Annotated in this window: 19 protein-coding genes; 15 read left to right on the forward strand and 4 right to left on the reverse strand. The window is 65.4% G+C overall.

The window, feature by feature from the left end:
• Positions 1-99: 99 nt before the first annotated feature.
• From Q368_RS0120515 to Q368_RS0120540, 6 genes are all read left to right on the forward strand, one after another.
• Positions 100-1902, forward strand: coding sequence for a PilZ domain-containing protein (locus Q368_RS0120515; RefSeq protein ID WP_029460911.1), 1803 nt, complete (start codon positions 100-102; stop codon positions 1900-1902).
• 21 nt (positions 1903-1923) lie between these two features.
• Entirely contained in the window at positions 1924-2904 is a 981-nt protein-coding gene (locus Q368_RS0120520) for an AAA family ATPase (protein ID WP_052360316.1), read from the forward strand.
• Between the two features lie 123 nt (positions 2905-3027).
• On the forward strand, positions 3028-4251 hold the full coding sequence (locus Q368_RS0120525) for an HDOD domain-containing protein (RefSeq protein WP_029460913.1): 1224 nt from the start codon (positions 3028-3030) through the stop codon (positions 4249-4251).
• Positions 4252-4259: 8 nt separating this feature from the next.
• Complete coding sequence (locus Q368_RS0120530; protein WP_029460914.1) at positions 4260-5903, forward strand: sensor histidine kinase; 1644 nt, start codon at positions 4260-4262, stop codon at positions 5901-5903.
• Between the two features lie 261 nt (positions 5904-6164).
• Positions 6165-6662: a DUF1269 domain-containing protein gene (locus Q368_RS0120535; protein ID WP_029460915.1), complete on the forward strand. Its 498-nt coding sequence runs from the start codon at positions 6165-6167 to the stop codon at positions 6660-6662.
• Between the two features lie 176 nt (positions 6663-6838).
• Positions 6839-7849 (forward strand): oxidoreductase, encoded by a 1011-nt coding sequence (locus Q368_RS0120540; protein ID WP_029460916.1) that lies wholly within the window; start codon positions 6839-6841, stop codon positions 7847-7849.
• A 193-nt stretch (positions 7850-8042) separates the two neighbouring features.
• Here Q368_RS0120540 and greA read toward each other — a convergent pair whose 3' ends face one another.
• Positions 8043-8528 carry a transcription elongation factor GreA gene (gene greA / locus Q368_RS0120545; RefSeq protein ID WP_029460917.1) on the reverse strand — a complete coding sequence of 162 codons (486 nt, stop codon included), beginning with the start codon at positions 8526-8528 and terminating at the stop codon, positions 8043-8045.
• A gap of 256 nt (positions 8529-8784) precedes the next feature.
• Between greA and Q368_RS0120550 the strand changes: the two genes are divergently transcribed.
• From Q368_RS0120550 to Q368_RS0120575, 6 genes are all read left to right on the forward strand, one after another.
• On the forward strand, positions 8785-9237 hold the full coding sequence (locus Q368_RS0120550) for a nucleoside 2-deoxyribosyltransferase (protein ID WP_043786536.1): 453 nt from the start codon (positions 8785-8787) through the stop codon (positions 9235-9237).
• A 106-nt stretch (positions 9238-9343) separates the two neighbouring features.
• Complete coding sequence (locus Q368_RS27140; protein ID WP_029460919.1) at positions 9344-9634, forward strand: hypothetical protein; 291 nt, start codon at positions 9344-9346, stop codon at positions 9632-9634.
• Positions 9635-9768: 134 nt separating this feature from the next.
• Positions 9769-9978 carry a hypothetical protein gene (locus Q368_RS0120560; RefSeq protein WP_156955799.1) on the forward strand — a complete coding sequence of 70 codons (210 nt, stop codon included), beginning with the start codon at positions 9769-9771 and terminating at the stop codon, positions 9976-9978.
• Between the two features lie 329 nt (positions 9979-10307).
• Positions 10308-10538, forward strand: a complete 231-nt coding sequence (locus tag Q368_RS0120565; protein ID WP_029460921.1) for a FeoA family protein — start codon at positions 10308-10310, stop codon at positions 10536-10538.
• A gap of 1 nt (position 10539) precedes the next feature.
• On the forward strand, positions 10540-12729 hold the full coding sequence (gene feoB, locus Q368_RS0120570) for a ferrous iron transport protein B (protein ID WP_029460922.1): 2190 nt from the start codon (positions 10540-10542) through the stop codon (positions 12727-12729).
• A 265-nt stretch (positions 12730-12994) separates the two neighbouring features.
• Positions 12995-13375: a SpoIIAA family protein gene (locus Q368_RS0120575; protein ID WP_029460923.1), complete on the forward strand. Its 381-nt coding sequence runs from the start codon at positions 12995-12997 to the stop codon at positions 13373-13375.
• An 88-nt stretch (positions 13376-13463) separates the two neighbouring features.
• On the opposite strand, the gene Q368_RS0120580 is transcribed toward Q368_RS0120575, so the two are convergent.
• Both Q368_RS0120580 and Q368_RS0120585 read right to left on the reverse strand, forming a co-directional pair.
• A complete protein-coding gene (locus Q368_RS0120580; protein WP_029460924.1) occupies positions 13464-13823 on the reverse strand; it encodes a tetratricopeptide repeat protein in 360 nt (119 codons plus the stop codon).
• Between the two features lie 143 nt (positions 13824-13966).
• On the reverse strand, positions 13967-17185 hold the full coding sequence (locus tag Q368_RS0120585) for a DEAD/DEAH box helicase (protein WP_029460925.1): 3219 nt from the start codon (positions 17183-17185) through the stop codon (positions 13967-13969).
• 278 nt (positions 17186-17463) lie between these two features.
• Between Q368_RS0120585 and Q368_RS0120590 the strand changes: the two genes are divergently transcribed.
• Both Q368_RS0120590 and Q368_RS0120595 read left to right on the forward strand, forming a co-directional pair.
• Positions 17464-19140 carry a peptide-binding protein gene (locus Q368_RS0120590; RefSeq protein ID WP_029460926.1) on the forward strand — a complete coding sequence of 559 codons (1677 nt, stop codon included), beginning with the start codon at positions 17464-17466 and terminating at the stop codon, positions 19138-19140.
• Between the two features lie 67 nt (positions 19141-19207).
• A complete protein-coding gene (locus Q368_RS0120595) occupies positions 19208-21424 on the forward strand; it encodes a RelA/SpoT family protein (protein ID WP_029460927.1) in 2217 nt (738 codons plus the stop codon).
• A gap of 408 nt (positions 21425-21832) precedes the next feature.
• Here the strand turns inward: Q368_RS0120595 and Q368_RS0120600 are convergent, their stop codons facing one another.
• On the reverse strand, positions 21833-22513 hold the full coding sequence (locus tag Q368_RS0120600; RefSeq protein ID WP_029460928.1) for a hypothetical protein: 681 nt from the start codon (positions 22511-22513) through the stop codon (positions 21833-21835).
• Between the two features lie 302 nt (positions 22514-22815).
• Between Q368_RS0120600 and Q368_RS0120605 the strand changes: the two genes are divergently transcribed.
• Positions 22816-23211, forward strand: coding sequence for a TraR/DksA family transcriptional regulator (locus Q368_RS0120605; RefSeq protein ID WP_029460929.1), 396 nt, complete (start codon positions 22816-22818; stop codon positions 23209-23211).
• The last annotated feature ends 43 nt before the right edge of the window (positions 23212-23254 follow it).

Here is a 23254-nt window from a genome sequence, read left to right on the forward strand (position 1 = left end):
ACCCGTGCCCCTGACAGGGCGAGCCTTGCGAAAAAGGGGCGATATGTTATCGGGGAACCGTTCTTTTTCTTTTCCTCTTTCAGGACGGGTTGTCGCTCCATGAAAGATGCCCTGGCCGCTGTTGTGCGCACGAGCCTCGACATGCATTTCGGCAGGCTCGCGCCGCTGCCTTCCGAAGACGAGGCGCGGTCCGCGCTTGCCCAGGCCGCGCTGACGCTCGTGCGCGATGTCTCCGAGCATCTGTTGCACCATACGGGAAACGGCGTGGCCGATGCCGCGGTGCTGCGCCACGTCCTGCGGCCCGAGGCGGCGCTGCCGGGCTGGCTCGTCAACAAGGGGCTGGTGGTCTGCGAAAACGACCGTTCGGCCCTGGAGAAGGCCGTCTGCGGCGTGCTGCGCCACAACTTTCACCGCCGCCGCTTCCTCGATTACGTCAGCGGCGAGCTGCTGCATTCCTGTTGGCACTGGACGCCGGCGGACGAGCGGGAAAACTGGCTCGTGCGGCGCGTGGCCGACGCCAGCGAAAACGAATATTCCGTCGCGCTCAACACCTACGATTACGTCCTCAAGTTCGACGGCGCCATGTTCACGCGGTCGCTCGAGGACGAAAAAGTGCTCGCGTGGTACGTGCGCTCCGTGGGCTCGGCCGTGCTGGTGCCCATGGTCGGCAAGCCCCTGTTCGAATTCACCGCCCGCCTGATCGAAGCGCGCTACAAGACGCCTTTCATCATGACGCTTTTTCGCAATCTCTTCACCGCGGCGAGCCAGGGCCGCCCCCTGGACCGCTACGGCGTGCTGGTCATCGGCGACGTGCCCAAAGCCTTTGCCCTGCGCGACTACTTCCGCGCCATCCATGCCTCCACCCCGGAGGGTCTGCCCGAGGACATCGGCGTGCTCGACCTCTTCGCCCGGGTGCTGTGCAATTTCGACAACCCGAGCGCCCGCCGCTACCCCGAGGCCCGGTTCCGCATCGCCGGCGAACCGCCCCAGATGCTGCTCAACCGGATCGGAGCCATGTTCTGGCTTCGCCGCACCCTCGACGCGGCCAAGGCCATCCAGCAGAAAAAGGCGGCCCCCACCCGGGGCCTGCGCGTGGAGGAGCTCACGGTCCTGACCGAGGCCCTGAAGCAGAAAAGCATCCTCTATTTCCGCCTCTTCGACGACCCCAACGACTCGGCCATCAACCCCTGCCACCTGAAGGCGGTCCGGGAGCAGGCCATGGTGGTCCAGTCGCCGCGCGACAACCGCCTCAACGAGGCCCGGCCCGGCCAGGAGGTCCACGGCTATTTTTCCATCACCGGCACCAACCGCAAAAGCACCTACCTGGATTTCCGTTCCAACGTCATTTCCGTGGAAGCGTCCGATCCCGCCTTCTGCCTGGTGGAACTTTCCCTGCCCGCCGCCTTCGAGCTGACCCGGCGCTCCCACAAGCGTCTGCCCCTGGACCCGAGCCAGCTCGCCTGCTTCGAGCTCGCAAGCCCGCCCATGGGCGCGGACTGGTCCATGTTCACGTCCATGGAGAAATGGCCGTCGCCGTTTTGCATCATCCCCGACAGCGCCGCCGATTGCCACATCCGCGACCTTTCCGCCGGGGGGCTCATGCTGGAAATCAACCAGGACGCGCCATCGTATGAGTATTTCAATGACCACAACAAGATGTATCCGCTGCTGGGGTTTCTCCACCTGGTCGCGCGGTCCAACCTCCCGGACCTCAAGCTCGGCCTGCGCATGGAGGTCAAACGCATCCGGGATTTTCCGCCCCTGCGCAAGAAGTACGTCGGCTTCCAGTTCGTCGAGGCCGGCGAGGTGCGCCAGGACCGCTTCGTGCGCTTTTCCCCGGTGGGCAAGGACGGCGTCTACCTTGTCAACGACTGGATTTTCCGCAATTCCCTCGGCCGCTGACCACCCTTTCGGAGAACCCGCATGCCGCTGATCGATCCCGCGCTCCTGGCCGACGCCGCCGCGCGCATCGCCGCTTTCCGCGCCGCCATGGGCATGGTGCTCGTCGGGCGCGACGCGCTCGCCGACCGGCTGCTCATCGCCCTGCTGTGCCGGGGACACGTCCTGATCGAAGGCGTGCCGGGCCTGGCCAAGACCCTGGCGGTCAAGACACTGGCCGCGACCGTGCGCGCGGAATTTCGCCGCGTGCAGTTCACGCCGGACCTCCTGCCCGCGGACATCGCCGGCACCGAGGTCTACCAGCCCGCGGCCGGCACATTTACCGTGCGCAAGGGCCCCGTTTTCACCAACATCCTGCTGGCCGACGAGATCAACCGCGCGCCGTCCAAGGTCCAGTCGGCCCTGCTCGAGGCCATGGCCGAGCGCCGCGTGACCATCGGCGGGGAGACCTTCCCGCTGCCCGAGCCGTTTTTCGTGCTCGCCACGCAAAACCCCATCGACCAGGAAGGCACCTACCCCCTGCCCGAGGCGCAGGTGGACCGCTTCCTCCTCGCCCTGGTCCTCGATTATCCCGCGCCAGAGGAGGAGATGGAGGTCGTGCGCCGCGCCTGTCGCGACGATGCCCCGGCCGCGTCGCCCGTGCTCGACGCGGCGCAGGTGCTTGCGCTGTGCGATCTGGCTGGCCGCGTGCATCTGGACGAGCGGCTGCTCGCCTACATCGTGGCCGTGGTCGGGGCCACGCGCGACCCCGTCGCGGCGGGCCTTGACGATCTGGCCGGGGCCGTGGCCTACGGAGCCTCGCCCCGGGCGGCCATCGCCCTGGCCCGCACCGCCCGGGCCCAGGCCCTGCTCGACGGCCGTGGCTATGCGACCCCGGGCGACGTCAAGGCGCTGGCCCCGGACGTGCTGCGCCGCCGGGTGCTTCTGACCTACGAGGCCGCGGCGTCGGGCCTGCGCCCGGAAACGGTCGTGGACAGGGTGTTGGAGACGGTTCCTGTCCCGTAAGGTTGCAATGTTTTCTACCGGGGCAGGCTGTTTCTTGCCCGCCCCCCCGCTTGTGAGGATCTTCGCCTTCAGGTCAGGCTAGGTGCGTGTTTCCCTGAAGTGGAGGCTTGACGCGGGAGTGGCATGGCCAAGGTTGCTATCGACGACGTGCGTTGCGGCATGACGCTTGCGGGCGACGTGCTCGGAAAAAACGGGCGCAAGCTGCTTGACGCCGGCACGGTGCTCGAGTCCGGGCACCTGCGGGTGCTGCGCATCTGGGGCGTCAGCGCCGTGGACGTGGCCGGCGGGGAGGCCGCCGGGGGCGCCCGGGACGACACGTGCGGCGACGGGGAATCGGAAGCGCTGGCGGCGGCGCACGAGCTTGCGGAGTTGCGCTTCGCTTTGGCCGACCGATCCCATCCGGCCGTGGACGCCCTGTACCGCTGCTGCCTGCGCGACCTCGGCAAGGAGGACCGCTGCCCCCTGCCACCCCCGTTTCCATCGGTGTCCGATGCCTCCCTCCTGCCCGAGGCCCCGGACAGCCCCGAAGCCCTCGTGGCCGGCGACCCTGCCCTGGCCAGCTTCCCCGATATTTATTTCCGCCTCCAGGAGGCCATCGCCGACCCCCGCGCTTCGGCCGGGAGCATCGCCGGGATCATCGGCAACGATCCGGGCCTGTCCGCGACCCTGTTGCGCCTGGCCAACAGTCCCTTGTACGGCCTGTCGCGCCCCATCGACTCCCTGGCCCGGGGCGTGATGCTCATCGGCGCGGGGGAGCTGGCCCAACTCGCCCTGGGCGTGGCCGTGGCGGACCGTTTCCGGGACATCCCGGCCTGCTGCCTGACCATGCGCCAGATCTGGGAGCACGCCGTGGGGTGCGCCGTGCTGGCCCGGGTGCTGGCCGCCCATGTGGGCGGCGTGTCCCAGGAGCGGCTGTTCGTGGCCGGCCTGCTCCACGACCTGGGCCGGCTGGTGCTGTTGCGCCGGCTGCCGGTCCACATGGCCAGGGCCATGACCATGGCCCGCGAGGCGCGCCTGCCCGTGGCCGCGGCCGAGCACGAATTGTTGGGCTTCGACCATGCCGCCGTGGGCCGTGCGTTGCTTGCGCAGTGGCGGTTGCCGCAGGAACTGGCCGACGCCGTGGGCGGGCATCACGGCCAGGGGGCGATGGCGCGCGATGCCTGCATCGTGCATGTGGCCGACATGGCGGCCGTGGCCGCGGGATACGGATCCAACGGTTCGCCTGTGGCCCCGCCCCTTTCCGCCGTGGCCTGGGACGCCCTGGGCCTGGAGCCGAGCGTGCTGCCGGTGGCCCTGTCCCAGGCGGGGCGGCAGGTGGACGACATCGTCTCGGGCCTGCTCGGCTGAGAATCGCCGTGGACGAAGCGCAGCGGTCGCGATTTCTCGCCGCCCGGGTGGAGAGCCTGACCCGGGAGAAGGAAGCGGCCTTGCAGGCGTTGCAGGCCGCCGCGGGCCTGGGGTATTTCGACACCAGCTATTCCCGCCTGGAAAGCCCTGAACCGATCCTCGCCGAAATCGCTTGCCGCGCCGGGGAGCTTGCGCCGCTTCGCGCCGTGGCCATGTGGCTGGTGGACGAGGATACCCAGGACATGGTGCTGTCCCTGTCGCGGGGCGGGGCGGCCGGCTTCGATCCCGACACGGAGATCGAGGCGCTGATTGCGGACCACTCCTTCGCCTTCGTCCTGGACCAGCCGGGGCCGGCTTTTTTCCGTCCCGCGGGCGGCGGGGGAGGGCGGCTCGTACTGCACCGCCTGGCCACGTCGTCGCGGGTGCGTGGCATGTTCCTGGGGCTGCTCGACGCCGATGCATCTGTCTCGGACACGGCGCTGGCGCTGCTCACCGTGGTCCTCAATGCCGGCGCGGCGGCCCTGGAAAGCTACTTCCTCTACCGACACCTCGCCGCCGTGAACCTCGGTCTCGAGCGCAAGGTGGCCGAGCGCACGGCGCAACTGCGCCGCGCCCACGACGAACTGCGCCTCATCATCGATTCCCTGCCGGCCGGCGTGGTGGTCATCGACCCGGCCGACTACCGCATCGTGGATGTCAATCCCGCCGGCGCGGCCATGATCGGCCAAAACCGCGAGGCCCTGGTCGGGCGTGACTGCTTCGACTCCTTTTGTCCGGGCCGGCGCGGCGACTGCCCTATCGTCGACGGCGGCAGCGGGGTTGTCAGCATGGAGCGCTCCATCCGGGACGCCGCGGGCCGTGAGATTTCCATCCTCAAGACTGCGGTGCGGGCGAGCCTTGCCGGCCGCGACTGCATCATCGAGAGCTTCGTGGACATCTCCGAGCAGAAAAAGCTCGCGTCCCTGCGCGAGGACGTGGAACGCATGACCCGCCACGACCTCAAGGCGCCGCTGACCGGCGTCATCGGCCTGCCCGACGTGCTGCTCTCCGATCCCGATTTTCCCGCGCGCTACTGCGCGCTGGTTGAAATGATCAAGGAGTCCGGGCTCAAAATGCTCGGCATGATCAACCTCTCCCTGGACCTCTACAAGATGGAGAGGGGTAGCTACGAGCTTGCCCCCCAGTCCGTGGACCTCGTCAAGGTCTTGCACGACGTCGGGCGCGAATTCGGCCCCCTGTGCCGGGCCCGGTGCGTCGCGATCGCGTACGAGACCGACGGCGCGCCGGGACTGGCGGGGCCGGTCGTGGTGCTCGGCGAGGAACTGCTGTATTTTTCCCTTTTTTCCAATCTGCTCAAAAACGCCGTGGAAGCCTCCCCCGAAGGGGGGGATGTGGTCGTTTCCGTGACGGGGCGCGACATGGTCTGGGTTTCGCTCAGCAACGCCGGGGCCGTGCCCGAGGCGGTACGGGAGCGGTTTTTCGAGAAGTACGCCACCTCCGGCAAGGCCGGCGGCACCGGGCTCGGGGCCTACAGCGCCCGGCTCATCGTGGAAAACCTGGGCGGGCGCATCTTTTTCACGAGCGACGCGGCGGCGGGCACCACCCTCGTGTGCATGCTGCCGCGGCCAAAGCCTCCCCTTCCCGATTTCTAGGGCGCAGCCGCCGCCCTTGCTGCGTCCCTTGAAAAGACGGCAGCATTTTTCAAGAAAGAATGCTCCGGGTGTGCTTCGCGAAAATGCGGAGAGCCCTCCGGGGCTGCGACGAGGCGAAGTGACGGCGGGGCGACGATCGGGCGTCAGGGCGTGGAAAAAAACGGTCCGTGTTGCCAACGCGACGGAAATCGGGCACGAAATCATGACGATTCCCGCGCCCCCGTCCGGGGAGCGGCCACAACAGCCAGGAAGGAGCCTCGTATGAGCGATCTGATCGTCGTTGGCTATGATGATGTATTCAAGGCCGAGGAAGTACGGCTCAAACTCCTCAAGATGCAGAAGGAATACCTGGTCGATCTGGAAGACGCCGTGGTTGCGGTCAAGGACAAGGACGGCAAGGTCAAGCTGCGCCAGATGTACCACATGGCCGCTTCCGGGGCCATCGGCGGCGGTTTCTGGGGCGCGCTGATCGGGCTCATCTTCATGATGCCGGTGCTCGGCGCGGTGGTCGGCGCGGCCTCCGGCGCGGCGGCCGGAGCGCTCAGCGACGTCGGCATCGACGACGATTTCATGAAGAAACTGGCCGAAACCCTCACCCCCGGCTCCTCGGTGCTGTTCGTGCTCATCCGCAAGATGACCGAGGACAAGGTCCTCGACGAACTCAAGGGCACGGGCGGCAAGGTGCTCCAGACCTCGCTCTCCCACGACGACGAGGCCAAGCTCAAGGACGCCCTGGCTACGGCCGCGTCCGGCGCGTAGCGTCCGCCGCGTTTTTTTGTTCGCCAGCCCCGCCGCGCCCTGCGGCGGGGCTTTTTTTGCGTCCCCGCCGGTATGGCCCGGCATGCCAGGCCACTTTCCGGTGCCTGCTTCCGCAGGCCTTCGCGCTGCGCTATGCTCTTCTGCGAAACCGGCCCCCGGGCCGCAAGGAGGATGTCATGAAAACGCTGTTCGACGCCGTGACCGTCAAGGGCGTGCGCTTCCCCAACCGCCTGCTGCGCTCGGCGACCTGGGAACGGCTGGCCGACGCCAAGGGCCGGATCACCCCGGCGCTGGACGCGGTCTATGCAAGGCTCGCGGCAGGCGGCGTCGGCGGGATCATCGTCAGCGCCACGTATCTGGACGCGACCTCCCGCTCTTTGCCCGGGCAGATCGGGCTTTGCGACGCCACGCACCTGCCGGGGCACAGGCGGCTTACGGAAACGGCAAAGGCCGCGGGTGTGCCCCTGTTGCTCCAACTGAGCTTTGCCGGCCGCGGCGGCGTCCTGTGGCGCGCGGGCGATCCTTCCACGGGGGAACTCGACGCCCTGCCGGCGCTTTTCGCCCACGGCGCGCGCCTGGCCCGGGAGGCGGGCTACGCCGGGGCGCAGATCCACAGCGCGCACGGCTATTTCCTGAGCCAGTTTCTCCATCCGACGGCCAACACGCGCACGGATGCCTACGGCGGCTCCCCGGCCCGGGGGCGGGCTCTGCTCGAGGCGATCCACGCGGCCATGCGCCGCGAGGCGGGCGAGGATTTCCTGCTCGCGGTCAAGCTGGACTGTCGGGACCTGGAGGAAATGCCGGGCGTGTTCGAGGCCTGCCTGGACACGGCCAGGGCCCTGGACGCGGCCGGCATCGACCTCGTGGAGATCAGCGGCCTGGGCGGCAACAAGGGGCTTTGCAACGGATCGGAGCAGGCCGAGTCGGTCTTCGCCCGCGAAGCGGCGGCCGTGGCCGCGGCCATCCGCGCGCCGGTGGCCCTGGTCGGGGCCGACCGGTCCGTGGAAACCATGGAAGAACTGCTCGGACGGACGGCTATCGCCTTTTTCGCGCTGTCGCGGCCGCTTCTGTGCGAACCGGAACTGGTCGCGCGCTGGCGCGCCGGCGATCGCACGCCAAGCGCCTGCATCTCCTGCGGCGGCTGCTACAACGACGACGGCAACCGCTGCCTGTTCGTCGACCTCTAGCGCCGCATCCCCGGCGAAAGCGGGCGTCTTTCCCAAGGGAACAGCCGCTTTCTCCGAGGGCGCGGCATTGGCGCGAAGGTGCTCGGTCGCCGCATGGGCGGCTTGCCGGAAATACGCCAGGGCCCCGTCCCATGCGGGGCGGGGCCCTGTTCCGGTCCCTTGCGGCGCCCGGTCGGGCGGACGCGGGCGCGGACTAGGAGGCGATAGGGCCGTTGAAGGTGATGGACACGACCTCGTAGTTGATCTTGCCGCGCGGGGCGTCCACCACGAGTTCGTCGCCCACCTGCTTGCCGAGCAGGGCCTGCCCCACCGGCGAGAGGATGGAGATGGTACCCTTGCTGGGTTCGGCCTCGTCCGGGCCGAGCAGGGTGTATTTCTTCAGGTCTCCGGTATCCACGTCCTCGATCTCCACCGTGGCCCCGAAGATGGCCTGGTCGCCGCCAAGGGTGTCCAGATCGATGACGTTGAAGCGCGGCATGCGCGATTCGATGAAGTTGATGCGGGCTTCGAGCATGCCCTGGCGTTCCCGGGCGGCGTCATACCCTGCGTTTTCGCGCAGGTCGCCTTCCTCGCGGGCCTCTTTGATGGCCAGGATGACTTCCGGCCGCTCTTTTTTGAGCCGCTCCAGTTCGCGCTCGAGTTTCCTGAAACCTTCCACGGAAATAGGAATACTGTCCATCGTCATACCTTGCGATCGGTTGGATTGTCGGGAAAAACCAACGACAACGGCCCCGTCCGGACGGACGCGGCCGCGAAAAGGTCGTGGAGACACTCGGGTCACGGACGGTTTTTGGGTTAGACCATCCTGTGCCAGCGGTCAAGCCCGGGCTGTCCCGGCCGTCCGGCCGCCCGGTTGCCCGGGGGGGTGTTTCGGTCTAAGATGGTGCGGCCTCACCGCATTTCCCCAGCCCACGACACTTTTCCCGGAGATCTTGATGCGCGTCTATCTCGCCGGACCCCTTTTTTCCCAGGCCGAACGCCGGTTCATGGCCCACCTGCGCGACCGCGTCGCGGCCCTGCCGGGGGTCGCGGCCCTGTGGCCCGGGGACCTTTTCGCGGACGACGACCTCGAGGCCATGGGGCCGGCGGCCAAGGCGCACATTTTCCGCGGCTGCGTGGAAGGACTTGCGGGCTGCGACCTGGTCACGGCGGTGCTGGACGGGCCGCAGGTGGACGACGGCACTGCCTGGGAGGTAGGGTTCGCCCATGCCCGCGGCATGCCGGCCTGGGGCCTGCGGACGGATTTCCGCGTCGCCGGCGACACCGTCCATTCCCTCGTCAACTGCATGATCGAGTGCTCCCTGGAGAGAACCTTCCGCGATGTCGAATCGTTGCTCGAGGCCTTGGCCGCCCGCGCGGCCGCGCCGGCCCGTCCGGCGCGAAGTTGACCAAAGTTTCATTTGCAAGAGTGTTACGAATGGCATATTGGACGTGACACTGCTCTGACAGGTTTTCCCGCTCCGCATACCCCAAGCTGGAGGGATGGCGCCAGTCATGACGGAAGTCTGCTACGATCCGCTACGCGATCTCGTCGAACGGCTCTGTTGCCAGGTGTACCTCGACGCCGGGGGCAACGTGCGCCTGGGGTTTTCCCGGCGGCACGACCTCACAGCCATGATGACCGCCCAGGGCATCGCCCGGTCCAACGCCGGCGAACTGCGCGCCCGCCTGCGCCAGGGCGAGGCGGCCGAACCCGACGGGAAAAACGTCCCCCCCGACCTCTCCGAAAAAAACGCCACTTGGCCCGAGCAGATGGTCAACGGCGCGTTTTGCCCCCTGGTCTGACCAGCTCCCGGGACTTTTGCCGGCGTCCCCGGCAACGGTTTTTCAGAATGGACCGTTTCGCGGGTTATTGGAAAATCGCGAAAGCGCGCCTCGCTGACGCGCGGCAAAGCGCATGGGGCTTTGCACGCCTTTGCGTGGAGCGCCCGCAGGCGACGCGGCGGGCGCGGCGCTTCTCGCCAAGACGACCTTATTCCCTGGACCTTGTCGCGCCCGGTTCGGGCTGGAGCCTGGAATCCGATTGCGCCGCCCCCTACGGCCATGGCCTGGCCACGGCAGGGGATTGGCTGATCGTGGCCGGGGCTCGCATGCTCGACCCGGTCTCCCAGGCGGCCTACTCCGAGTAGTTATTATACCGCCCAGGCGGACACGGACGCGGCCGTCGCCGCCCAGGCCTGCCCATCCATCGGCTGATCATGACCAATGCCACGGCCCCGGGCTACGCCGCCGCGTCCGCGCGGCTGGCGGTTTCCTGAACGTCGGCGTTCCCGGGCCGGGGACGGCGGATTTTTTTGGCGGGAACCGTCGTTATCGTTGACAATGATATTGAGTATCATTTACATCTCGTTCCGACGCCGGGCTCGCCCAATCGGAGCCGTTCCCACGGTCCAGGGCCAGCCCGCGCTTCAAGGCCGCCGCACAGATTGCACGCGGCGGGCGCAAAAGGAGGGAAACCATGGTCACATCGATGCGGCAGTTGGCCGTCAATCAGAGGGGATGCATCAGCGCGGTCACGGCGAGTGGGGAGCTGGGGCGCCGCATCCGGGACATGGGGCTTGTGCCCGGCACGCAGCTCATGGTCGTGGGGCGTGCGCCCCTGGCCGATCCGGTGGCGGTGCGCATGAAGGGGTTCACCCTGTCGCTGCGCAACAGCGAAGCCGACTTCATCAGCGTGGAGGCGCTCTAAGATGTCGCAGACCATCCGCGTGGCCGTCTCCGGCCAGCCTAACTGCGGCAAGAGCACGATGTTCAACGCCATCACCGGCGGCTCGGCGCGGGTAGGCAACTATCCCGGCATCACCGTGGACCGCCTGGAGGGCATCTACCGGGAAAACGGCCACATCAGTCAGCTTGTGGACCTGCCCGGCACCTATTCCCTGACCTCCTATTCCATGGAGGAACTCGTCGCGCGAAACGTCATCGTGGACGAGCACCCGGACGTGGTCATCAACATGATGGACGCCACGGCCCTGGAACGCAGCCTCTACCTCGCCGTGCAGCTCATGGAGATCGGCGCGCCGCTGGTGCTCGGCCTCAACATGATGGACGAGGTGCGCCGCAGCGGCGTGACCATCGACGTGGACAAGCTCTCGCAGCTCCTTGGCGTGCCGGTGGTGCCCTGCGTGGCCCGCCTCGGCCAGGGCCGCAAGGAGCTCATGCACGCCGTGGCCGAAACGGCCGAGCGGACGCAGGGCAAATGGACGCCGTTTCGCCTGTCCTACGGCCCGGACCTCGACCCGGTCATCGAGCGCATGACCAAGGCCATCGAGGACGCGAATTTTTTGACCGGTCGCTATGATCCGCGCTGGCTGGCGGTCAAGTACCTGGAAAACGACGAACAGGTCATGGCCGAGGGCGTAAAGGCCGGCACGGCCCACGAGGCTCTGCTCGCCCTTTGCACCGAGGCCGAAACCCTCACTCGGAAAAACAGCGCCACCACCCCGGACGCCATCATCGCGGACTGGCGCTACGGCTTCATCAACGGCCTCATCAAACAGGGCGTGGTGCGCGGCAACGACGAGCTGCGGCGCAACAATTCCGACGCCATCGACAAGATCGTCACGCACAAGCTGTTCGGACCGCTGATCATGCTGGCCGTGCTCTACGGCATGTTCCTGGTCACCTTCTCCCTGGGCGCGTATCCGCAGGGCTGGATCGAGAAGGGCTTCGAGTGGCTCGGCGAGATGGGCACGACGTACATTCCCGAAGGTTACCTGCAGTCGATGCTCGTGAACGGCGTCATCGGCGGCGTGGGTTCGGTCATAGGCTTCACGCCGCTTATCTGCATCATGTTCGCCATGCTGGTTTTCCTCGAGGACCTCGGCTACATGGCGCGTGTGGCCTACATGCTCGACCGGGTGCTGCGGATTTTCGGCCTGCACGGCATGTCGGTCATGCCGCTGATCATGTCCGGCGGCATTCCGGGCGGCTGCGCCGTGCCGGGCGTCATGTGCGCGCGCACCCTGCGCAGCCCGCGCGAACGCCTGGCGACCATCCTCACGGCGCCCTTCATGGTTTGCGGTGCCAAAACCACGGCCTACCTCATGCTCGTGGCCGCGTTTTTCCCGGCCAATCCGACCCGGGCCATGTTTTTCGTGGTGCTCGCGGCCTGGGGCTTCGTGCTGCTCGTGTCCAAGCTCCTGCGCTCCACCTTGATCAAGGGCGAAAGCACGCCCTTCGTCATGGAAATCCCGCCCTACCGCCTGCCGACCCTGCGCGGCGTGCTGCTGCACACCTGGGAGCGGGTCTGGCAGTACGTGAAAAAGGCCGGTACGGTGATCCTCGCCGTCTCCATCCTCATGTGGGCGGTCATGACCTTCCCGGAACTGCCCGCGGACACCGTGGCCCAGTACGACACGCAAAAGGAGCAGGCGGCCGAACAGGTCAAGGCCGCCCATCCCGATGCGGGCGAGGAGGAACTGGCGACCCTGACCGAGGACGCCCAGAAGGAGGTCGAGGACGCCCGGAACGAAGAGGCGCTCAAGTACTCCGTGGCCGGCCGGGTGAGCGAGGCGCTCACGCCGCTGACCAATCTGGCCGGCTTCCCCTGGCAGGCCAACATCGCGCTGATCGGCGCGTTCGCGGCCAAGGAAGTCTTCGTCTCCACCATGGCCACGGCCTATTCCATGGGCCAGGTGGACCCGGAGGAGCCGGAATCCTTAAGCGAGCGCCTGGCATCCGATTCGGCCTGGACGCTGCCCGCAGTGCTTTCGGTCTTCACCTTCATGCTGCTCTATACGCCCTGCATGGTCACGGTGGTGGTCATCGCCCGGGAATCGAACTGGAAGTGGGCGACCTTCTCCGTGGTCGGCAGCCTGTGCTTCGCCTTCGTGGTTTCGGTGATCATTTACCAGATCGGCACGGTGCTCCTGACATAGCCCGGCAAATGGTCCTTCTCTCGCGCCGACACGCGATCCGAACGCCCGGGGCATGCCGCTTCGGGCGTTCGGCTTTTCGTGGAAGCGCTTCAGGCCTGCCGCCAGGACGTGCACGGCGACCAAGGCTTTGCCTGCCCGTTCATGGACGGGAGGCGGCATTTTGTTGCGGTCGGCTTGCCGCGCGCGCGCACCTGTTGTATCGGGATAAGACCGGCAACAGGAGGCGTACGCGCGGCAGGCAACCTGAGAGCGGGAGGGTAGGGACGTGTTCGAGATCCTTGAAGGCTCGTCCGGAGATGTTTTGGCGGTGGAGATCAGCGGCGGATACACCAAGGGCGATGTGGCCCTTTTCAAGAAAGCGTTCGAGGACACGCTGCAAGGCGGCGTTGCCCGCATCAACGTCCTGTGCAAGATCGACAGGCTCAAGCTTACCGAGAGCGAAATGGGCGCGTTTGTCGAGGACGCCCGCTACGGTTTCGCCAACATGGACAAGATCCGCCATATCGCGGTGGTCGCGGACAGCGCGTTCGTGAAGTTTCTCGTCGCCTGCGACAACGCCGTGTTCGGCGACCCGAAAAAGGGGCTGGTCGAGAAGTATTTCAGCACCAGCGACTTGGCTGCGGCCTGGGCTTTCGTGCGCGGCTGAAGGGCGCGTCAACCAGGAAGAAAAACGCCCCGCTTCCCGGAGTCCGGGAGCGGGGCGTTGCGGTCTCGGGGCGCGGCTGCGGCAGCGGTCACTTGACCAGGAAGTCCATAATCCTATCGAGGAGCCAGTCTATAAAATAATTATAGAATAATGGGTGATTGTCCTCGCCGACCCAGAGCTTGTCGGCTTCGATCCGGTCACGGCATGCTGCCGCGTACTGCTGCGCTTGCGGGAGCCCGTTGTCCGCAGCGGTTTGCATCGCCTCGAGCGCCTGCTGGAGATGACCCGGGCGATGCAGGCAGATGCCGCGGAGGAAATGCGCCTCAGGAGACAAGGGATATATGGCCAGGGCAAGATCGCATTGCTCCAGCGCTTCGGCGTAGCGCTCCCGGCGGACGTTGTCGCAGGCCATTTCCAGGTAGAGTTTGAAGGCTGCGTCGTCCGCCATGGGAATGTGTCTCGCTCTCCTGCGGATTTGCCGTACCGTGCGGCTTTCCTGCGCTATCCCCGGTCCGCCGGCATGGTCAAGCGCCGGCGCAACGGAAAAAGGGGCCTCGCGGCCCCTTTCTATTCTCCGAAGGCGCGCTGCGCCTACACTTCGAACAGCGACTCCAGGTCGGTTCTTGTCAGCGACTTGAACGCGTCCTGGCCCGGGATGATGGCCTCGGCCACGTCCTTTTTCTGCTCCTGGAGCTTGAGGATCTTCTCCTCCACCGTGTTCTGGCAGATCATCTTGTAGGAGAACACCTGCCGCAGCTGGCCGATGCGGTGCGTGCGGTCCGTGGCCTGGTTTTCCACGGCCGGGTTCCACCACGGGTCGTAGTGGATGACGTAGTCGGCGCTCGTGAGGTTGAGCCCCGTGCCGCCGGCCTTGAGCGAAATCAGGAACACCTTGATGCTCTCGTCGTCGTTGAAGCGGTCCACCTGCTCGAAACGGTCCTTGCTCGAGCCGTCGAGGTAGGCGAACGGCACCTGGCTGATGGTCATCCACGAGCGGATGATGTGCAGCATCTGCACGAACTGCGAGAACACCAGCACCTTGTGCCCTTCCTCGATGCAGTCCGTGATCAGGTCCTTGAAGGCGTCGAACTTGCCCGAGGGGAGGTTGGTGTTGACTCCCGGCAGGTCGAGCTTGAGCAGGCGCGGGTGGCAGCAGATCTGGCGCAGCTTGAGCAGCGCATCCAGGATCGACATCTGCGACTTGGCCAGGCCCTTTTCGTCGACGGTCGCCAGCACCTGCTCCTTGAGCTTTTTGGCCAGCGCCGCATAGAGGTCGAGCTGCTCGTCGAGGAGGTTGCAGTAGTAGACGTTTTCCACCTTGGGCGGCAGGTCCTTGGCCACCTCGGACTTGGTGCGGCGCAGGATGAACGGCCGCACCCGGCCGCGCAGATACTCGAGCGTCTCCTCGTCGCCGTCCTTGATCGGCTTGACGATGCCGCGCTGGAAGGAGTTCTGGCCGCCCAGGAAACCGGGCATGAGGAACTCGAACAGCGACCACAGCTCGAACAGGTTGTTTTCGATGGGCGTGCCGGACAGGCAGATGCGCGTGCGGCCGTTTAAGCGCCGCACGGAGCGGGCCGTGATCGTGTTGGGATTCTTGATGTTCTGCGCTTCGTCCAGAATGATGGTCGCGAACTCGAACTTGAGCAGTTCGTCGAGGTCGCGGCGCAGCAGCGCATACGTCGTGATGACCAGATCGGACTCGCCGATCTTTTTAAACATGTTCTCCCGGCGTGCGCCGTAGATGATGAGCTGCTTGAGGCTCGGGACGAATTTGTCCGCCTCGCGCTCCCAGTTGGGCAATACCGACGTGGGCACGATGATGAGGTTGGGGCCCCTGACCCCGCGCTCCACGTTGTGCTGGATAAACGACAGCGTCTGCACGGTCTTGCCCAGGCCCATCTCGTCGGCCAAAATGCCGCCGAAGCCGTAGTCCTTGAGGAAATTGAGGTACGACAGGCCCTGCACCTGGTAGGGGCGCAGGTCCGCGTGCAGCCCCTTGGGCGGGCGCACCTGCACGATCTCCCGGAAGCTGTGGATCTTCTGGCGCAGCGTGTTCCAGAACGAGTCCGTGCGCGCCTCGGGCAGGTCCTCGAGGATCTTGTCGAGCACCGGGGCCTCGAACTGCTTGAACTTGGCCTGGGGCGGCTTGTCCGTGTCGTAGCCGAGGGCGCGCAGCTTGTGGGAGAGCTTTTCCAGCCACGATTCCGGCAGGCTGGTGTACGAGCCGTCCTTTAACTGCACGTAGCGCTTGCCCTGGGTCCAGGCCTTCCAGATCTTTTCGATCGGCACCTTCTGGTCGTCGTACTGGACCTGCAGGTCGAGGTTGAACCACTTCTCCTCTTCCTTGGACTCCACTTCGGCCACGATGACGGGGGTCGAGAGGCGCACCTTGTAGCGCGTGAGGTTCTTTTCCCCATAGACCCGGTACTTCTCCACGAGCTTGGGGTAGGCGTCGAGGAGGAAGACGATGGCCTCTTCGGTCTCCAGGAACCAGTTGGCGTTGTTCCTGGCCTGGAAACGCATGTCCGTGAGCATGTTGATCAGCGTCTGCTCGTGGTTGCAGTCCCGGGCGATGAGGTAGGACTTGCCCTCGTAGAGGTAGGAGGCGGTCATGAGGTCGGGGTTGGGTCCCGATACCGTGATTTCGCCGTGCTCGGTCTGGTAGATGTTCTGGATTTGCAGGGTGAGCAGGCTGCCTTCCTCGTCCAGGAAGATCTTTGGGTCGTAGTTGGCCGGCACGAAGAAGGGCTGCATTTTGACCAGGAATTCCTCCTGGCCGTACAGGTCCGCCATGGGCAGATGGGTCCAGACGCGGTCGAGGAACTCCGACACGTCGGACGTGGGGATCGCGGGCGGATTCTGCACGATATCGGAAACGAGCTGGGGCGGCAGGCCCGTCTGCACCGGGTAGAAGGCGTTTTTCCAGCAGACCCAGATGGGCATCTGGCCGTAGAAATAGACTTCCTGGCCGAGAATGGAGAAGGGGGCCTTGCCGGGGCTGCCGAGCAGGATGTCGAAGGACAGCCCTTCCTCGGCGAGCTTGGGCGCGAGCTGCAGGCGCATGGTCTTGGACTCGATGCGCACGGGCTGCTCGGTGTCGCGCCAGTAGAGGTAGTATTCCTTGCCGATGGCCCAGAAGAACCAGGCCAAAAAGCCCGGCGGCAGCTCCACCCTGTGCCCGGCGTAGTCCAGGTGGTGGGAGAGCATCTCCGCCACCACGGGCAGGGTGGGGGAAAGCTCGGACCAGTCCGGGTTCTTGATGATCTGTTCCAGGGTGATCTCGGAGTGGACCTGGGAGATGCCGGACTTGTTCTGGCGCGCGCGGAAAAAGGCCACTTGCAGCCGGCCGGGCTCGGGATGGAAACGGAAGATCAGGTAGTGGCGGCCGGGTTCGGGCTCGGGCTCGGAGGAGAAATAGGCGCGGAAGGTCTGCCGCCATTCGCCGCGCGGCGCGGCCGCTGCCTCGGTGCCGCTGCCTTCGGCCTCGTCCAGGGTGCGGATGCACTTGAGCGCCGTGGCCCCGATGTGGCGGCAGACGCCGGAAAAGGAATCCGGGCAGTTGCAGAAAAAGTTGACGGTGCCTTCCTTGAGGTTGACGGAAAGCTCCGAGGAATAGACCTGGAAGTCGTCGCCCTGCACCTGCCCTTCCACGTCCCAGAAGTGGTCGTGTTTGTTGACGGCCAGCTTCTGGATGCCGTCAGCGGCGACGATGGCGTGGGCCCCGTCCAGGATGTATTCGGGAATCGTCTCGCGGACGAATTCCGAAAGCAGCGATTTGATTTTCGTTTCGTCGTTTCCAGAGGCCATGGGCCAGGGACTCCTTGCGTAGCGTACTTCAGCCGCGACGCCGCCTGCGCGGCGCAAAACGGTGCCTGCGGGTTATCCGGCCCGCATAACGGATTCCAGAGGAATTGGGAATGGAAATATTGCCGGGCCGTCCTGCTTCCCATGCCACCCGGCGGGCCATGCGCGGGGAAAAAGGACTTTTAATTTACGCCGGCCCCGTATATCCCTAAGGCACGGAGCCTTGCGCATCCGCTCCAATATGTCGAATTGGGCGCATGATGCAAGCGAAAAGGAGTTCTATGCTCGCGGTTCGCACGGCTTTTTTCGTCATTTTGGCTTGCTCCCTCGCCTTTTGGGGTTGCGAAGGCCCGTCCGGCAAGGCGGATGACAGCAAAAAGGGCGACAACGCGCCCGCGGCCCGGGTGAGCCAGGCTTCCGTCGGCGAACCCGTGCCCGGCGGACGCATCGTCATGGCCGTCATCGGCGAACCTTCCAACCTCATTCCGCCGCTGGCCTCGGACTCCGCTTCCCACGAGGTGGCCGACCTGCTCTATGTCTCGCCGCTGCGCTACGACAAGGACATCAAGCTCGAATGCTTCGCCGCCGAGCGCTACGAGGTGCTCGAAGACGGCAAGCTGCTCAAATTCTGGCTGAAACCCGGCATCCGCTGGACGGACGGCGTGGAGCTCACGGCCGAGGACGTGGAATTCACCTACAAGCTCATGATCGACCCGAAAACGCCCACGGCCTATGCCGAGGACTACAAGGCCGTCACGCGCTTCACGGTCACGGGCAAGTATTCCTTCGAGGTTCGCTACGACCGGCCCTTCGCGCGCGCCCTGGTCACCTGGGCCGGGTCGATCCTGCCCAAGCACCTCCTGGCCGGACAGGACCTCATGAACACCAAATACTCCCGCGAGCCTGTGGGCGCGGGGCCCTACACGCTCGAAAGCTGGGAGCCCGGGCGCAAGCTCGTGCTCGCCGTCAACAAGGACTACTTCGAAGGCCGGCCCTACATCGACCAGGTCGTCTACCGCATCATCCCCGACGCGGCCACGATGTTCCTGGAACTCAAGGCCGGCGGCATCGACATGATGGGGCTCACCCCCCAGCAGTACCTCTACCAGACGAACGGCCCGACCTGGGACGCCGACTGGCGCAAGTTCAAGTACCTTTCCTTCGCCTACACCTACCTGGGCTACAACCTCAAAAGCCCCTTTTTCAGCGACGTGCGCGTGCGCCGCGCCCTGGCCCACGCCGTCAACAAGGAAGACGTGGTCAAGGGCGCGCTCCTCGGGCTCGGCGTCCCGACCATCGGCCCCTACAAGCCGGGCACCTGGATGTATGACGAGAACATCCAGGACTACGCCTACGACCCGGTCCTGGCCAAAAAACTCCTGGCCGAGGCCGGCTGGGAGGACAGAAACGGCGACGGGGTGCTCGAAGACGCGAGCGGTCGCCCCTTCGCCTTCACCATCCTCACCAACCAGGGCAACGACCAGCGCATCAAAAGCGCGACCATCATCCAGAGCCAACTGGCGGCCATCGGCGTCAAGGTCGAGATACGCACCGTGGAATGGGCGTCGTTCATCAAGGAATTCGTGGACAAAGGCAATTTTGACGCACTGATCCTCGGCTGGACCATCACCCAGGACCCGGACGCCTTCGACGTGTGGCACAGCAGCCGTGCCGTGCCGGGCGGGCTCAACTTCGTGGGTTTTAAAAACGCCGAGGCCGACGCCCTGCTGGAACAGGGGCGGCACACCGTGGACCAGGCGCAGCGCAAGAAGATCTACGACGCCTTCCAGGAGATCCTGCACCGCGAACAGCCCTACCTGTTCCTCTACGCGCCATACTCCCTGCCCATCCTGTCCTCGCGCTTCCAGAACGTGGCCGCCGCCCCGGCCGGCATCACCTACAACTTCACCAAGTGGTGGGTGCCCCGGGACAAGCAGAAGTTTCGGCTGGAAAAATAGTCCCCGCGACCGTCCCGACACATCGCGAAACGCTCCCAACCCCCCGGTGAACGAGGCCGGGTCGGCCATGATCCGCATCAACGAAATCCTGGACAAGACAGCCGTCTACCTGACCGAACAAGAACAGGCGCTGCTCACCAAGGCCTACGTGTTCTCCGCCGCGGCCCACGCCGGACAGGTGCGCCTGTCCGGCGAGCCCTATCTGTCGCACCCGCTGGAAGCGGCCGGCATCCTGGCGGACATGCGCCTGGACGCGGCCAGCATCGCCTCGGGCCTGCTCCACGACACCGTGGAGGACACCAAGGCCACCGTGGACGAGCTGGAAGAGCTCTTCGGCGAGGAAGTGGCCGACATCGTCGACGGCGTCACCAAAATCAGCCTCATCCCCTTCGAATCCAAGGAAGAGGCCCAGGCCGAGAACATCCGCAAGATGATCCTGGCCATGGCCAACGACATCCGCGTCGTCCTGGTCAAGCTGGCCGACCGCCTGCACAACATGCGCACGCTGGAGTTCCAGAAGCCGCAGAAGCAGGCGCTGATCGCCCAGGAAACCATGGACATCTACGCGCCCCTGGCCAACCGCCTGGGCCTGCACCGCATCAAGACCGAACTGGAAGACCTGAGCTTCAAGTACCTGAAGCCCGACGTCTACAACCAGATCAAGGCCGGGGTGGACCGCCACCACACCCTGGACGAGGCCTACATCGAGCGCGTCATCGGCCAGATCAAGGAGATGCTCGGCGAAAACCACATCCGCGCCCGCATTTTCGGCCGGCGAAAACATCTCTGGAGCGTCTTCAACAAGATGCGCGTCCAGGGATTGACCATCGACCAGGTCCACGACCTCGTGGCGTTTCGCGTCATCGTCGAAACTATTCGCGAATGCTACGCCGTGCTCGGTCTCGTGCACTCCATCTGGAAACCCGTGCCCGGGCGCTTCAAAGACTATATTTCGATGCCCAAGGCCAACATGTACCAGAGCCTGCACACCACCGTCGTCGGCCCCGACGGCGAGCGCATCGAAATCCAGATCCGCACCGTGGAAATGAACCGCCTCGCCGAAGAAGGTGTGGCCGCGCACTGGAAATACAAAGAACGCGAAAAAAGCAAGTTCAATCCCAAGGATGTCGAGCGCTTCACCTGGCTGCGCCAGATCATGGACTGGCAGCGCGAACTCAAGGACTCGCGCGAATTCGTGGCCAACCTGCGCTTCGATCTCTTCCAGGACGAGGTCTACGTCTTCACCCCCAAGGGCGAAGTCAAGGAACTGCCCGAAGGCGGCACGGCCGTGGACCTCGCCTTCCTCATCCATACCGCCATTGGCGAACACTGCGCCGGGGCCAAGGTCAACGGCAAGCTCGTCCCCCTGGAAACGCCGCTCAAGAACGGCGACACCATCGAGATTATCACCGACAAGAACCGCCACCCCAACCGGGACTGGCTCAAGTTCGTCAAGACCGCCAAGGCCCGTACCCGTATCAAACACTTCATCCGCACCGAGGAACGCGCCCGCTCCATCGTCCTCGGCCGCGAATTGCTGGAAAAACAAGGCCGCAAGGACGGCGTCAATATCCAGAAGGCCATCAAGGACGGCTCCATGCTCGCCCTGGCCCGGGAACTCTCCCTCCCCGGCGTCGAAGACGTCCTCTCTGCCGTGGGCTACTCGCGCGTCACCCCCAAAAAGGTCATCGGCCGTCTCCTGCCCAAAAAAGAGGGAGAGGAGGGCGACGTCCATCTCAAGGTGGAAGCGCCGGTGGCACCGGCCGACAGCGTCGCCGGCACGGGCAAGGGCAAGCCCGGCGAAGGCGTGCGCATCCAGGGCGTGGACAACGTGCTCGTGCGTCTGGCCCAATGCTGCAACCCCGTGCCCGGCGATCCCATCGTTGGCTACATCTCGCGCGGCCGCGGCGTAGTCGTGCATACCCACGACTGCCCCAACATCCCCAACCTCGAATCCGAACGCCTCATCCAGGTCAACTGGGAAGGCGAAAAAGAACATCCCTATCCGGCGGGGCTCTCCATCCTGGCCAAGAACCAGAAAGGCGTGCTCGGCAAAATCTCCCAACTGCTCGCGGAGGAAGGCGTCAATATCGACTCCGGCGCCATCCACTCCAATATCGACGGCACCAGCCAACTCGTGTTCCGTATCGAAGTGCGCGACTCCAGCCACCTCTATCGCACCATCGACCGCTTGAGCCGCCTCGATGCCGTCATCGCCGTCAAACGCCGCGCCGTCACCGACGAACTCGGCGCAGGCCCCGACGCCGACGAGAACAGCGAATAGCAAACGGGAGGGGGAGGGCGCGGAGATACGCCGGCGGCTGGGCGCTCCGGCGGCTGGGCGCTGCCCCAGACCCCGCGGGGGAGTCACTCCCCCCGGTCCCCTCCGTCCGGCGTGGTGGCGCGGGGGAGGCTGCGGGCACCGGGAGGTCCGGCGTTGACGGAACGAAGACGGGGCCGGAAATGCAGGGCGAATTGGAAGGAATTTTGTTTTGAAAGCTCGGAAAAGCAAAAGACCTTAAAGAGAATTTCTTAGCATGCGGCGCTTCGCCGCGACCACAGATCCCGACGTCCCGCCTTCCGACCGCATCTTCACCCGCTTGCCAATCCCCCGTCGGGGAGGTCCAGGAGGGAATCAGCCCCTCCTGGCCGCCGGAGGCATGCCTTGGCCTTTTTCCCCTCCGCTCTCCGACTATCCTCCGCCGGCTTGTTCGGCGACGAGGTAGCCGATGAGAGCGGCGCTCAGGATGGAGCCGGCCGAGCCGCCGGTTGTGGCCGAGGCCGAGGCGGCGGCGAATGCCGAGGAGGCGGTGGTGGTGATGGTTGGCGTGGTGATGTTGGAGGTATCCGCGCCAACCTGGGCGAGGGCGGTCTTGATGGATTCCGTGATGCTTGAGGCTTGTGTATTGAGGATATTCGCGCCGCTGGCGACGGCGCTGAGCCAGGCGCTGCCGGCGTTGGAAACCATAGATTTGATGTTGGCGGCGGCGTTGGAGACGGCGGTCTGGTTTGCTGTGGCCAGGTCGGCGAGGGTGGTGGATGTGGCTGAAGGCATGGTGATGCCTTCCAGCGTCGAATAAAGCGTGGTCATGGCCGCCTGCCGCCCCTTTTCGGTCGTGGCGGAGGCCATATTGGTATTGTATTGGGTCAGCGCGTCCATGTATTGGAACTGCACGCTGGTCTGAGCGTCTGTCGGCACCAGGCTCTTCATGGTGGCGTTGAAGTCCGCCTTGGCCGTGGCGATGTCCTTGCGACGCGTGGCCGAGGAGCTGGCCGCGTTTTCCGCGGCCGTGAGCTTGCCGCAGGCCAGGCTGTACTTGTAGGCCCAATTGACGACGTCATTGGTGTTGGGGGAAGTGATGGTCGTGGCCATACGCGCCTCCGGGCGGCAAGTTCAGCCGTAATCCCTGGGGGAAGTCCGCCGTGCAGGGGAAAAAGCAAGAAAGCTGCCAGAAAGTCCGCTTGGTAACATGCTGAAACTATTGACTGCGCTTGGATGCGGGCCGGAAGATTTTGCCGCCGCCGGGTAACCGGCCGGCCAAAAACGCCGTCACGCACTCTCCACACGGCCGTCACCGTCGTTCCAAATCCATCGGGCAAACGGGTAACGCTCGGTTTCCGGGAGAGTTCCCGATCCCGGGCTTTCGACAACCCTTCGCCGCGTGGAGAAACGCCATGGGACATCTTGATGTGGATCGCTTCCGGCAGGTGTTGAGCGACATGCTTGAAACCCTCATCGGCCAGTCGCGCGACGCGCTGGACGTCATGTCGCAGGAAGTGGCGAGCTTCGCCGACGTCACGGACCGGGCCACGGCCGAGTCCGACCGGCATTTGGGCATCATCATGGGCGAGCGGGACCGGCAGCTCATTGCGGAGGTCCGTGAGGCCCTGGGCCGTGTCCGGGAAGGTGAGTACGGCATCTGTCAGGAATGCGGCGAGGAAATTGGCGAAGCGCGGCTTCGCGCCCAGCCTACGGCGACCTTGTGCGTGCATTGCAAGGCGCTGCTCGAGGACATGGGCCGGCCGTATCTGTCTCCTTCCCGCAGCGAAAGCGCGTTTCTGGAAGAGTAGCGGCGTGCCGCTTCCGGGAAGGGGGCTGCCACCTTCCCGGAAG

The organism is Solidesulfovibrio alcoholivorans DSM 5433 (assembly GCF_000702665.1).
Taxonomy (GTDB): domain Bacteria; phylum Desulfobacterota; class Desulfovibrionia; order Desulfovibrionales; family Desulfovibrionaceae; genus Solidesulfovibrio; species Solidesulfovibrio alcoholivorans.